Genomic DNA, 14099 nt, shown 5'->3' with positions numbered 1-14099 from the left:
CATCCATTCTTAACGTTTATATTACCATAACATGGAATTGAAACCTATTAAAAAAACGTACGTGGGTAGCTCTCACAGCTTCGCACGCTAGCTAGCCCAAAAAGCATCTCCCACACTCATCGGTATAAGCCACTGCTGCTCCGATGCTTGTGCTGGGGGATGCTGTTATTTTGTACAGTACATTCATAATACTTCCACCTGCTATCACCTTGTGTTAACAGCTATAGTGTAGGAGCTTACAGGCGTGGTATCACTTTAAACAAGATCTGCTGCTGAAAACATCTGCTATTGAAAAAATGGAGCAGGCTTGAAGAGCAGTGTATCTCCAGATTCAAGAGTAATTGTATGAGTGCTGTTCCCTTCAGCCTCACCGTGATCATACACAAAAGCTTCCTGACTACCAGCCTTTCTACAATACAATGCGCATCCCTTCCCCCAGTCCGGTAGCTGGAGCTTCGTTCTAAGATTGCGTGTGGCGACTAACTCACCCCGAAGCTCTCCTGATGTCCGATCCCAAGCGATAGAAAGACTTCCTCCGGGTATGCGCCAGTTGCTCATGGAGCCTCGACTCCATCGCGCCGGAAGGGCGGGCAACAGCTTGATCCATCGGGATGACACATAGAGCAGCATTTCCTGCACTGCATTAACCCAGCCCAGATTGGCATCCAACTGCACAGGTGCGGCGGGCATGGACATGCATATTCCCATATTGCGCCAATCGTTATGCAAGGTGTAGCCGTTAGGCAGCAGACATGAGCGGGCAAGGACATCCAGACACTCCAGTGCCTGCTCTCCGTCACCAAGTCGGGCATAGATGGATGACATATGGGCAAGCGACCAGCCACTCTGGGCACCTAGCTGACGCTGATGTACCGCTGCTTCAAAGGCCTGGAAGAGCTCCGGCTGCTCCTCGCGACAGATTTCCTGACCCGGAAACACTGGATACAGATGCGATAAATGGCGATGATGCTGTCGATCCTCAAAATCCGGATGCAGCCATTCCTTTACGGCCCCCTCCTCGTTCAACATGTAAGGTGGTAAGCGCTCCAGCATGGCCTCCCACTTCGGAATCTCACCCAGATCGACGCACGCAATGCGGCAGGCTTCGATGACATGCTGCAGTAGCTCCTTAATAATGGCCACGTCCATTGTCGCATTGATCGCCGTAGGCATAGGATGTGCTAGCGGCTTCCCGTCCTTGGGCATAAAGTTGTCGGGGGTATTCTCGGGAGAGACAGACGGGTAAATGACATATTCCCCTCCCGCATCCAGCACTAGAAAATCCTCATAGAACTGCAGAGCCTCCTTCATAAAAGGCAACGCCTGCTCCAGCAGGAAATCCATATCTCCGCTATATTGAAAATGCTCATAGTAATGTCTGGCCAACCAGCCAGCTGCCCCTGTCCAGTTCATGATGACCGGGACAATCTGATTCGGAGCACCCTGCCCCGGCGTTGTTCCAGCCGGTACATAAATTCCTTTACAGCCATAGAGCTTGCGGGCATTGTCCCGAAAGTCCTCCAACAGTCCATTGTAATAACGAAATAAGGACTGATTCAGCCGAGTGAGGCCCCCAACATGTGTGTGCCAATACATCATTTGCACGTTCTCATTGGCCATATGATGACCCCAGATCAGCCGGTAATCTCCACCCCATAAGCCATATAATCCGAAGGGCAGGCTTCCATGCTCGGATACGCCGCTAATGAACAGGTACCGACCATAGGCCCACTGCTTGCGGACAAGGCCCGCAGGTGCCTCGCCTTCGTATGCTTCAAGCAGCAATTCTTCATTGTAGCGTTCATCATCTGCTACATCATCCAGTTCGAGCTCGGCTGAGTGGAACAGTGCCTGGTGCAGCTCCGTATGCCGACTCAGCAGTATAGCATAATCAGTATCGAGTGCACCCAGCTCCTGCTTTAGTCGCAACCATTCGCGCTCACGCTCACCTGTGACGAACATTTTAACCAGAACGAGCAGCTTGCCACTCGTCCGAAAATGTAGTCGTCCCTGAAGGTGTGGCTCAAGTCCATCAGCTCGTCGGATCTGTTCCAGCTTACTCTGGGCCTGCTCTAAGCTATCCTCAGCAGTATAGTCCGTGTTACTTGCTTCACTGCCGTCCGCTTCAATCCGAATCAGACGCAATACGGCCCCAAAATCCTGTCCATTGTCGTTACGGGCACCATACAGCAGATAATCCCCATCCTCACGCACGGTCACAGATGACTTTAGTGTCTCAAATTCCTCGTCGTCCCTTGCACGATCCCCCGGGGGAAAGCCTAGTCCTATAGATCCCTTAAGCCATGCTTGCCCTGCAGCTTGCACTGTAGGCCGTACTGTAGGTTGACCTTGAACTTGCAGTTGATCCTCCATTTCTACGGTTCGGACAGTCTCCTTCTTCTCCAAGGCCCAATGATCCAGCTTGAAGACAACACAATCATCTGCCCTTGAGACAAATAGCGTCCTTGAATAGCTACGCTTCCCATCCTGCCAGCGAACCTGAACCTCACCCGTATCCATATCCAGCTCACGGCGGTATTGACGAAAGGCATTCTCACAGGACATGGATACGCTTAATAGCGCAAGTGGGCAGCGCGAGGCCAGCTTGGAAGCATAGCCCTTCTCCTGCAAGACTCGGGTTAGATGCCAGCTAGCCTCTTGATATCGCCCCTCGTCCATCAGCTTGCGGGTCTCAGACAAAGTATGGCTGACGTCAGGAAGCTTCTCCTTACGGCCCCAGTGCCACAGCTCGCTGTTCTGCAGCAGCACCGTCTCCTCCTGTATTCCTCCCTGCACGGAAGCACCAAGGATACCGTTACCAGAAGGTAGCGCCTCCCGCCACATTCCCTTCCACCAGGAAGCGGGATATCTCAATCGTAGCCGATTTTTGTCTGGTCTGATGTTATGCTCCTTATTCCCTCTGTTCGCCTCCGTTTGCACAGCAGCTTGAAGCTGTCCTCTGTGCTCAACCTGTTCAGCCCGTTTGCTCTGTTGGATCTGCTCGTGCTCGAATCTCATGCTCCCTCTGCTCCGAGCTTCTCCATCTCGATGCTGGCCAGCAGGAACGGAGCCACACCCATCTGGGCATCACTGACAATCTCTTCACTAATATAATAGGCATAAGAGCCGTCGCGGTACTTCCTGCCTCCAAGTCCAGCACCATGACAAATACGATGCAGGTGCACTCCTTTGTCATCCTCCGTAACAAGGTGCCTCAGAATACCTGCGTATGCTCGTTCAACGACATTGGGATCCAGCTCAGCCAGATAATGCAGTCGTAGCCCCTTAGCCAGTGCATAGGTCAGCATACATGATGCAGATGCCTCCAGATAGTTGCCCTCCCTGCCGTTCTGGTCCATAACCTGATACCACAGCCCACTTTCCTGATCTTGGGCGTGCGCGATGGCGTAGGACATCCGTTCTAAAATTCCCATGATCTGCCCACGCTGTGGATGATCAATGGGGAAATGCTCCAGTGCATCGACCACAGCCATCGCATACCAGCCCATAGCCCGGCCCCAGACATGAAAGGATTGCCCCGTGTGCGTATCGCACCAGCGCTGTTCTCTACTCTCATCCCAGGCGTGATGCAGCAAGCCAGTCCGTGGGTTGCGAGTCTTCTGCTCAATGAGCAGAATCTGCCGTGCCACCTCATGGAAGCTATCCTCATGCCCAAAGACACTTGCATATTCCGCAAGAAACGGTGAAGACATATACACTCCGTCCAGCCACATTTGGAACGGGTAAATTTTCTTGTGCCAGAACCCACCTTCGCTGGTTCGCGGCTGCCCCTTGAGCTGGGTAACGAGATGCTGTATTGCTATGCGGTACTTCTCTTCGCCAGTACGCTGCCACTCAGCGAATAGATTTTTACCCTCATTAATCATATCCAGATTGTAATCCTCCAGCCGATAGGTGCGGATGGTTCCGTCGCTCTCAATCAGATCATCAATATGACGCTGAACCAACTCAGCATATCTCGGCTCCCTGTTCCATACAGCAGCACGTTGGAGTGCCATCAGTGTCATCCCGGCTACATAACCCCACTTGCCAGCAAGCTTCGGATGATTCCCGCTCTTACACTCGGAGAGCAGAGTATCGGCAATTTCAACGGACATTCTTCCCTTCTGCCCTTGTGTCTTGGGTATAGTCTCGGTCATTTTGGAACCTCCCCTATGTGATAACTTCCCTTTAGATTGGAATGATGCAGCACGGTTACATGTAAGCAGCAGCAACGTCGCTCGATGCAGATCAGAGCAAGGGGCTGAGTCCCTCCCACTCGATAGACCAGCTTCCATCCTGTGGGAACCCTGGATTGCTGCGCCCTTCGGTTCCTGCCCACCCCGCAGCCATCATAGCGATGGCCGTTAGTAACCCACCATTTCCAGGCAAATACGCCCACAAGCCTGGACGCTGGTAGTTGTGACCGTTAGGCAGGTAGGTATTCTTCGTCGCATCCATCAGCAGAAAGTCCAATGCAAGTTCTGGCTCACCCAACCGGGCTGCGGTCATCGCACACATCGGAAAATCCCATCCCCAGGCCGATTCCCAGTCCCAGCATGCTTTGACCTTGAGTAGCGTATTTCTCATGATTTGCGTATCAATTAACGTCCCCGGCAGCAGTCCAAGCGCCCCAACCATCGAAGGATGGTCATGATTCTTCTCCGTAAATGTATTCGGGCAGTGCTCATGTGCCAGATAGACGCCATTCGCTTGTGGAGGTCTCGCCATTTGTGAGGCTACAATTGACCAAGCGGGATTGGGCTGCTCCCCTAATCGCTCCGCCCACCGAACCGCGATCTCCAGCCCATATTTCCAGTATTCCAGCTCATATGGCGGATTGAGACTCTCATCCATGGCATGATTCTCCTGCGCCGGTATTAGCGGGGGACCGAGCACATAAGCTTCCCGCTCTTGATCCCAATGCGCGTAGGATACCATGAAATCAGCCGCTTCAAAAACAAGCTCCCTATATTGCTCCAGCATGGAACGTTCTGGCTGAGCCTGGTAACACATCTCGGCCAAAGCCATGGGATGAGGCTGCTGCCAGATCAGTCCAGGGGCTACTGGTGAAGGGGTCTGACGCCCATCATACGCGACCATCTTGGGCCAACGTGCTCCTGTATATCCTTGAGAGTGAGCCAGTTCACGTGCATTAGGAAGAATACTCAGATACCAATCCATACTGCGCCGCAGCAAGTCGGCACGACCCCATAACGGAAAATGCGCTGCATGCCACCAGTGCATCTCCAGGTGCATCTTCCCGAACCAGCTATTGTACATGTAGCCCGTCTCTTGTGGAGGCATAGAACCGCCACTGTGCACGGCACACAGGAACTGGGACAACACCACCCTGCGCTCCAACTCAGCAGCTCGTGCATCCATACTGCCCGATAAGTCGATGGCTGCTCCATTAATCCAGAAGGCTTGCCAGTGGGCCGCGCTTGCATGAAGTACAGCCTCAGCTGGCTTCGCTTCTGCCTCACGCGGGGCAAAGGCCACAGAGCAGCACCAACTCTTGGAGTCCTTGGCTACCTCAGGATGCAAGGTGAATTCATGAGGATTGGTCTGTTCCAGACGACCAGCATCCCAGATCCATTGCACGGTGTAGCTATCGTCATCCAGCGTACGCGCAATCACTGCCGAATGGTCTCGGCTGGTCGATAGCTCAGTTCTGTGCCTGTGATGCTGGTCCCATTCTGGGAACACAGATCGAGACCAGCTTCGGTGCGTCATGTCTGGCGATGGGAACACAAGGAATATTTGCAGACGTCCACGACGGATTAATTCGGACCGCACACGGATAGCGATGCAATCGCTCTTCGGGTCACAGGCTGTCTCCACCAGTACCTGAGTCCCCTGCACCGTGAACTCACTATGCAGAATCCCGGTCCATAGCTCCAACTCCTGGCGTATAGGAGTCACATCGTTGATCTGAGCCACTTGCCCATCATCCCGTAGCAGGCGAAAGGATAACCGTCCAAGCTGAAGACGATGCGGATTCTGGCGCAGCCAGTGATAAGCATCGTCCTTGCCTGCTGGCTTCATGGGATAAGACACCTTGCGCCCATAAGTCTCATAGGATTGATACTCGATGTCTTCCTCTCCAAATACCTGATGGCCACCTGTACAGTGCCAGCCCCAGTTGGATTGTGTGCCAAGCGGAGCTTCATAGACCTCGGGATAGCTCTGAAGACCCGTGAAATCCGCGCTGAAAGCGAACTCCCCATTACCGACAGACAGAGGCGATCTCGGCTCGATCTGAGTCAGGATTGGATGATTCCTCGTCACAACTGTATTGCGATCGATTGGTTTGCGATCGTTGGATTTGTGCTTCATGGATTGGCTTCCCTCCTTGATCACGCCGAGCCGAAGTCAAGCAGGACCTCCTGCTTCCGGCAGTGCATCACTGCGGCTGCGCATCATTTCCCTGTATTTGCCCGGCGTAATGTCCTTGTATTTGCGATACACACGAATAAAGCTGTTCTCATGCTGATAGCCGACCATAGAGGCGATCTCGGAAATTCGATAATCCGTATGCAGCAAGAGCTCTCCTGCACGCTCCATCCGCAGCTTGGTGAAATATCCATGAATCGTATCGTTCATTTCCTGCCTGAACAGTTGACTGGCCAGACTCGTGCTGATGCCAGCATGCTCAGCAATCTCCTGAATGCCGATCGGGTCCTCCAAATGTTCGCTCATGAAAGCAACCATCTGCTGGCACACGATGAAATCCTTACGCAGCAGCAAGCTGGCGAAGTCCTCGGCTATCACCTCTACTTGCTGACGGAGTAGCACCCAAGCTGCATCCAAATGCATCGTCCGAAGCCTGGAAATATCCATGCCACAGCCTTCCACTTCACGGGTCATCCCCATTCGTTCCAGCTTGGTTGCCATGGTCTCAAGACCGTGCAGTGCCGAGGAAGGAGGCCATTGCTCGCTCCGCATGCGATTGATCATTCTGTCCAGCACTTTCAGCGCCTCCTCCACACTACCGGCTTGAATGGCCTCCGTAAGCTTGCTTATATTCTCATGCTCCTGAATGGTCACATCAGAGCCTTGCACGCTGGTTACTTGCTCATAAGAGATAGCGCTCGCATATCCACGATACAGTCGATATCCAAGCGCGCTCTCTGCTTCCTGCATGGCTTGCTGGAGCTGCATGAAGCCTGCGTGGTATTGGCTGACACCAGCCGAGATCTGGAATTTGAGCAGCCGCGGTATCATCGAGAGGGCTTCTCCAATAGCTGTGGCTGCATCCGCTCCCTTGCTGTGAACCATCGGCTGTAGCATGACCAGCATTCGATCCCGCCCCAGATCGGCGGATAGCGCACGCCACTGGCCAGACAGTAACTCGGCCACAATATTGCCAATGGCGAACTTCAGCAGCGAGTGGTCTGATTTGCTGAATTGCTCGCACCAGGTCTGATAGTCATCAATGGATAACATGGCAATCGCCAAGGGACGATCACACCAGTCCCCGAAGTAGCGCTCCCATTTCTCGCCGATCTCCCGGCTGCCCGCCATATTGCCTGCATAGATGTCTGTCAGAAATTTGGCCGATGCCTCCGGCAGTGTCTGGCGAAGATTGATCGCTTGCTGAGCATGGTCCGTAAGAAGCTGACTCGTTATTTTCTCCAGATCAATCAGCTCTGGACTGATTCGTTCCTGGTCATAACCGCTAAGCAGCTGCCTCATTCTTCGCACAGGCTTGAAGGCAGAGGCATTATAGAAGGCAATCGCCCCTGCTCCTGCCGCCAGAGCCAGCAAGGATACCACAAGCACAGTATCACGAATCTTCCGGGTATTCGCCAGCAGGCTATCCTGTGAGACCAATGATAGATAACGCCAGCCCGTGTAGGGTGACAGAGTCTGTGAGGCCAGCAGAATTCGGCCTTCATGCTTGAATTCGCCGATCTGTTCGCCCTCCAGCTGTGCAAGAATCTGGGCTACCACCGCCTCCCCGACATCATAGCTGCCGATATGATATAGCGGCTGGCCATTCGTATCCAGAATGAAGCGATGACTATCCAGATGGGATATGGAAGAGAGCAGCATATGCCCGAACATCTGGTCCGTCTTGAAGTTCACAGCGATCAGGCCCTTCATCTGACCTGCCAGCATAATTTTCCGATAGAGTGTAACCTGTGTTACAGATTCACCCGAAGTAACGGCAATCTCGCGCTGCTTGACCAGCATAGGTCGGTCCTGAAGCTCTGCAGCCACTCCCACCCATTCCGAATCCGGAAAATTGGACTTGCTAGAGCTATAGCCTTGGGGAAAAGCAACCATGCTCTCCCGTTCCACATCATAAATGTAAGCGCTCTTAATATAAGATGTGCTACTCACTACAGCTTCCAAAAACTGCAGTAGCTCTGTGATATTACGATAAGAGCCTTGCGCTTCGCTCGTGAGAAATTCGTACACATTGCTGTTCAGTGCAATTTTCACCGCAATCTGATCACTTTCCCGAATCACCTCATCAATATCATTCATGCTGATACGCAGCATCTGGTGCTGAGGCTCACTGAGCTCCTGCTGTAATACGGCCTTCGAGGAATAATACGTCGACATGCCCACTGCAATGATGATCATAAAGACGGCAATGGTCAGAATCAGCAGCAGCCGGGTCTGAGTATTGGTGAAATTGAATTTCAGCCACTTCAAAAAGGAAAGGGTCACCGTTATCTCCCACCTTTATGTGCAATATACTGTCATTATACAGTGCGAGAATGCCCAGTACGACCCACCCTTACTGCCTAATTTGCTTCCCTATGTGCTTCCATTCCCCGGTGGTCCCATCATTTCAGCTCTTTGCCTCAGCCTGTGTAGCCCCTCGTAATTACCTTGTGAGCCTAATTCCAATGGGTCCTTATTTCACTTTCTCATACCATTCCTGCACCCTCTGGGTTACTACCTCGCCACCGGATGCCTTCCACTTGCTCACATAATCATCATAGGCCTCCAGTGGGAGCTCCCCAATCACAATCTTGGTAAGCACCTCCTGGAACAGCTTATGGGACTGGATGTCCGGGTATCCTTCGTATACGGAAGCCGGAAGACCATCGCCAGCAATCTGCCTCGCGTCAGCAGTACTGACGACGAACATGTCTTTGACCATTTGCTGCTGGTCCTCGGGATAGGTCTCCTCAATCCGTCTGTCCATCTCTTCGGCTGTCGTCAGGTTTCTCATACCCAGCACAAGCGATTTGTTATCTGCCGGTGGAAGGATGACCTTCTTTCCGTCCTTGACGATATGCTGCTCTCCTTCCAGCCCGAAGCGTGTGAATTCATCATTTGCGGGATTGTAGAAAAAGTCCAGTAGCTTCAGAGCGTTCGGAGCATTATCCTGCTTGGCGGCCGGGATCATCCATTCAGGCTCACCCATGCTCTTCTGAGTGACGAATGCTTCAAAGCCTGGCGCAGAGGGCAGTGGCATTGCCGCAATATACGCATCCGGGGCCTGCGTCAGCATGGCATTGTACCGATCGCGCACATTCGCCGGAAGATGATACCAGCTGCCTACAAGGTTGTTGTTGATTTTGGCCTGCCAGACTTCACCCTTGTTCAGGAATGTCTCGTTGTCCAGCAGCTTCTCTTCATACAGCATCCGAATGAACTTGATGGCCTCTCGCATATTGTCGGTTGTTCCAGCATACTGGATTTTCCCATCATAGATATCCCACTCGGGATATCCCTCCCACATAGCCACACCGTACATCGCGAACAGATGGTCCATCCATCGCCCGAATTCCCGCCCGCTTGTAGGTAATTCATCAGCCTTGCCGTTGCCATTCGGGTCTTGATCACGGAAGGCTTTGAGCAGCTCGACATACTCATCCGTCGTCTTCGGCATCTCCATCCCCACCTTTTCAAGCCAATCCTTGCGGATCAGAGGTGCACGCTCCGGGATCAGGAACACCTTGGGAACATAATAGATTTTGCCATCCGGGGAAGCCGAGCGGACAATGTCCCACGCTTCCTGGGGGATGCTCTCCCAGACATGTGGCGCATATTCTGGAAGTAGCTCATCCAGAGGCAGTGCCCCTCCCTGCTGAATCAGCGTCTGCTCGACGCCTCCAATCGGGCGCAGAATGTCGGGCAGGTCATCTGATGCAATCATCAGATTCAAGTATTCCGATGGCTCAGAGCCCGGCGGAGTGGTGACCAGCTCATATTGAATCCCGGTCTGTTCCGCTACGTACTTCACGTGTGGATTATCTGCCTTCGGGATGCTACCGATACCCATATGGCTCTTGAATACCTTCACTTTGACAGCACCAGCATTGCCGGTACCGTCTCCCCCCTCCTGACTGCCAGCATCCGTATTACCTGCGCCACAACCAGCTACTAGCAGTACAGATATGCTGAGCATGAAAGGCAGCAATCTTCGAGTCAGTGGTCTTCTCATTCCATCATCCTCCTCTAGGCTTGTGTTATTCCTTCAGCGAGCCAAGCAGCGAGCCCTTCACAAAATACTTCTGTAAATAAGGATACACCAAAATAATGGGAACGCTTGCAAAAAGAATCGTGGCTGCTTTTAACGTTGTTGTATTGAAGTCGTAATCTCCCAAGAACATGTTCACCTGCGCAAGCTCCTCCGGACTGGTCAGATAGCCGCGGAGCTTCATTTGTAGTGGCCACAGGCCGGGATCACGGAGAAATAGCACGGCGCGCTGGAAGGTATTCCAGTACCCTACAGCATAGAACAGGCTGACCGTAGCCAGCACTGGCTTGGAGAGTGGCAGATAAATCTGGAACAGAATTCGGAAATCATGACAGCCGTCGATCCGGGCGGTATCATCAAGCTCCTTCGGCAGACTCATGAAGAAGGTTCTGAGAATGACCATGTTGAAGGTCCCTATCACCCCGGGTATGATCAAGGCCCATATCGAATTCATCATTCCGAGCTCTCTTACCGTCAGGAAGAATGGAATCATCGGTGCATTGAAGATCATGGTAATCACTATAGCCAGCATCACCTGCTTACGCAGAAGGAATTCCCGCCGGGACAGTGGAAATGCCGTGAGCACGGAGAATAGCATGCTAAGTAACGTACCCACAACCGTAATGAAGACGGTGATGCCGAAGGATTGCCACAGGCTACTGCTCTGCGCTATATGCTTCCAGGAGGCTAGTGTAAAGTCGACCGGCCACAGGAATACCTCCTTGGAATCAGCCGCAATTGGAGAGCTGAGCGATACAGCCAGTAGATGAACCAGGGGCAGGAGCATCGTCAGGGCTGCGGCTGTCAGAAAGATATAGTTGGCGATCTGGAAGCATCTTTCACCGATACTCTGCTTCATTACCACAACCCCTCTCCGGTTTTTTTGGCCAGACGATTGAAGATCCAGAGCAGTATGAAGCCTATAACGGACTGGAAGAGTCCGATCGCTGTGGTTACGCTATACTGCCCCTGCAGGACACCCGAGCGATATACATACGTCTCGATAATATCCCCGACGGAATAGGTCATTGGTGTGAGCAGATTGTAGATCTGATCGAATCCGAGCTCCAGGAAATTACCGATATTCAGCAGGAACAGGATCAGGATTGTCGGGAACAATGCGGGCAATGTAATATAGATCGTCTGCTTCCAGCGGTTGGCCCCGTCCATCACGGCTGCTTCATATTGCGTCGGATCGATGCCGCTAATGGCGGCGAGATAGATGATCGTGCCCCACCCGACCTCTTTCCATATAGAGGATAAGACGACAATTGTACGGAAATACTGCTCCTGCTGCATATACAATATCGGCTCAAAGCCGAACCAGCCGCGCACAGCGTTGACGAATCCGCCTGATGCGAGTACTTCAAAGACAATTCCCCCTACAACGACCCAGGAGAGGAAATGTGGCAGATAGAATATGCTCTGCAGCGCTCGCTTGGCCAGCATTTTCCTCACCTCATTGAACAGCAGTGCCAGCAGGATCGGTGCAGGGAATCCGAGCACCAGCTTATACAGGGCAATAAGCGCCGTATTGCGAAGAACGAGATAGAAATCCTGATACGTGAAAATGAACTTGAAATTATCCAGCCCCACCCATGGGCTGCTCCAGATTCCCCTCATAATCTGAAAATTCTGAAATGCGATTATGCTTCCTCCCAGTGGAATGTACTTGAAAATAATATAGAACAAAATACCGGGCAGGATCATGACGTAGAGCATCCAGTGCTTTCTCATATTACGTAGATAGCTTGGTTTGACAGATGAGTGTACAGTGGCTCCGGGGTGCGGTACGGATGTATCTGACAGCTCAGCCATAATGATCTTCGACCCCCTTTGGCAGATGATGGTGTGACTGACGAGCGAGCTCCTCAGCTCACATGTTAGGGGTCTACGGCTCTGGCTGCAATCATGCAATCGACCACGGAATGAGCCAATTCGCTTCACACACGGTGGTCTGTAGGATCGGTTCATCCGCTGGCGAAACGGTTGGTGCTAGGCATAGCGGGGGTTGGAGCATGAACACAAAATAAAGCAAGCTCCGTAGGTTCTTATCTAACCACAGAGCTTGCTCATATTTGTTGTAAGCTTACCTGGTTCCATACATCATCAGCAGCTGACCATTATGCTTGGCAAGAGCGATGTAGAATACTCCGCCCATATAGCCAGGAGGAAGTGTTCCTTCAATAATCCAGGCTTCAGCTACAGGGTTATAGCTAATCGCAAAGGGGGAGTCCTCCAAAATATAGGGATAATGCTCCGCTACATATGGAAATAAGGCCTTCGCAACCGCATGCTCGTCAATCAGCTCACCGAATGCCACATCAGCCTTGATCCGGTCCTGCTTGATCAACGTGTCGATATCCGCAAAATAGAGCTCGAACCTTCCAATGAGCTGCTCATTCTCTATATCACGCTTAACCAACGCATACTCAACCTTCTTGTCCCTCTGGTGCACCTTCGTCTTGCTTTTCTTCTTGTCCTCGACCTGTATGATGAGGTGATTCACTCGAAGTCGATCTCGCTCCAGGGCCTGCTCTGCCATGAGTTGCTCCCATGAATCCATAAATGTCATCTTGAATCATCCTTAGTTGATGAATTGGTGAGCCGTCCCTAATATCTTCTCATGTGGACCCTCACCTGTTCAAGGACAAATCTCTATGCTTAACGATCTGCACCAAACACAAGATTAGCAGATGACTTGGCGAGCTCAACGACCTGCATTACCTTCTGGCTATGCTCCAGCATCTCTTGAGCCTTGGCAAGATCTGCTTCCCGGATAATGCGTTCGAATTCAACGAATTCGTCATACATTCTGTGGGAATGGTCCTTCACATCGACTCGAACCGGAGTCTGCTTGTTGGCAACGTATTCGAAGCTGTCTATCACATTAGCTGTGCTGGCCATGCGGATATAGCCTTGATTCCCTTGAATGTTCATTGCGTTCGGAGCGGAGCTGTCTTTGGAGCCAATGCATACACATTTGAAATGACCATAATCCAGCAGAAGAATACCGGAGGTGTCTATTCCTCTCTCCATATTGGCAAGATACTCGACTTTAAGCGGACTACCGAAGAAGCCTACCACAAGATGAATATTATATAAATTAATATCCATCAGGGCTCCACCAGACATCTCGGGATTAAATGCCGGCAGGACCTCTCCTGCCTTGAAAGCATTATAACGCGAGGAATACTGGGAATAGTTGCATTCCACGATCTTGATGTCACCAAGCTTGGGGAGATACCCCCTCATTGCTGCATAATTCTTCAGATACTGATTGCTGATGGCCTCCAGCAGCAATAGCCCTTTTTGCTGAGCAAGCTCCTTGAGCTCCATAAATTCACGAAGATTAGAGGTGAAAGGCTTCTCACATATGACGTGCTTTCCACTTAGGAGAGCTTCTTTGGTGTATGCATAATGAAGATGATTCGGGAGGCCAATATAGATTGTATCCACGCTTTCATTCGCGAGCATCTCCTGATAATCCAGATGAATCGTTTCAATACCATAGGTCTGCTGCCACATCAGCAGCTTCTCTTCATGGCTCGGTCTTGAACTGATTGCAGCCAGGGTAATGGCAGGAATCTCACGGATAAAGCTCAACAGATCCGCCACGATCATACCTGCTCCAACAATGCCCAGTTTCATA

At 51.8% G+C, this 14099-nt stretch carries 9 protein-coding genes; all 9 read right to left on the bottom strand.

Features of this window, described 5'->3' with window-relative positions; genetic code table 11:
• Window positions 1-285: 285 nt before the first annotated feature.
• Window positions 286-3018, bottom strand: a complete 2733-nt coding sequence (locus K331_RS0116620) for a glycosyl hydrolase family 95 catalytic domain-containing protein (RefSeq protein ID WP_028591166.1) — start codon at window positions 3016-3018, stop codon at window positions 286-288.
• Window positions 3015-4160, bottom strand: a complete 1146-nt coding sequence (locus tag K331_RS0116615) for a glycoside hydrolase family 88/105 protein (RefSeq protein WP_028591165.1) — start codon at window positions 4158-4160, stop codon at window positions 3015-3017. Before K331_RS0116615 ends, K331_RS0116620 begins: the two co-directional genes overlap by 4 nt.
• Before the next feature lie 91 nt (window positions 4161-4251).
• A complete protein-coding gene (locus K331_RS0116610; protein WP_036635129.1) occupies window positions 4252-6339 on the bottom strand; it encodes a glycoside hydrolase family 65 in 2088 nt (695 codons plus the stop codon).
• A 36-nt stretch (window positions 6340-6375) separates the two neighbouring features.
• Window positions 6376-8682, bottom strand: a complete 2307-nt coding sequence (locus K331_RS0116605) for an AraC family transcriptional regulator (RefSeq protein WP_028591163.1) — start codon at window positions 8680-8682, stop codon at window positions 6376-6378.
• 190 nt (window positions 8683-8872) lie between these two features.
• A complete protein-coding gene (locus tag K331_RS0116600; protein WP_051289874.1) occupies window positions 8873-10411 on the bottom strand; it encodes an extracellular solute-binding protein in 1539 nt (512 codons plus the stop codon).
• A 25-nt stretch (window positions 10412-10436) separates the two neighbouring features.
• Window positions 10437-11306, bottom strand: coding sequence for a carbohydrate ABC transporter permease (locus tag K331_RS0116595; protein WP_028591161.1), 870 nt, complete (start codon window positions 11304-11306; stop codon window positions 10437-10439).
• Complete coding sequence (locus K331_RS0116590; RefSeq protein ID WP_028591160.1) at window positions 11306-12265, bottom strand: ABC transporter permease; 960 nt, start codon at window positions 12263-12265, stop codon at window positions 11306-11308. The genes K331_RS0116595 and K331_RS0116590 overlap by 1 nt, the downstream gene beginning before the upstream one ends.
• Window positions 12266-12536: 271 nt before the next feature.
• Window positions 12537-13022, bottom strand: coding sequence for an NTF2 fold immunity protein (locus tag K331_RS0116585; protein ID WP_028591159.1), 486 nt, complete (start codon window positions 13020-13022; stop codon window positions 12537-12539).
• A gap of 89 nt (window positions 13023-13111) precedes the next feature.
• Window positions 13112-14098 carry a Gfo/Idh/MocA family protein gene (locus tag K331_RS0116580; RefSeq protein ID WP_028591158.1) on the bottom strand — a complete coding sequence of 329 codons (987 nt, stop codon included), beginning with the start codon at window positions 14096-14098 and terminating at the stop codon, window positions 13112-13114.
• Between the last annotated feature and the right edge of the window lies 1 nt (window position 14099).

This window comes from Paenibacillus massiliensis subsp. panacisoli DSM 21345, from assembly GCF_000426545.1.
In the GTDB taxonomy this organism is placed as follows: Bacteria; Bacillota; Bacilli; order Paenibacillales; family Paenibacillaceae; genus Paenibacillus; species Paenibacillus panacisoli.
The sequence above is the reverse complement of the archived record's forward strand: the minus strand, read 5'-3'. Positions and strand labels throughout refer to the sequence as shown.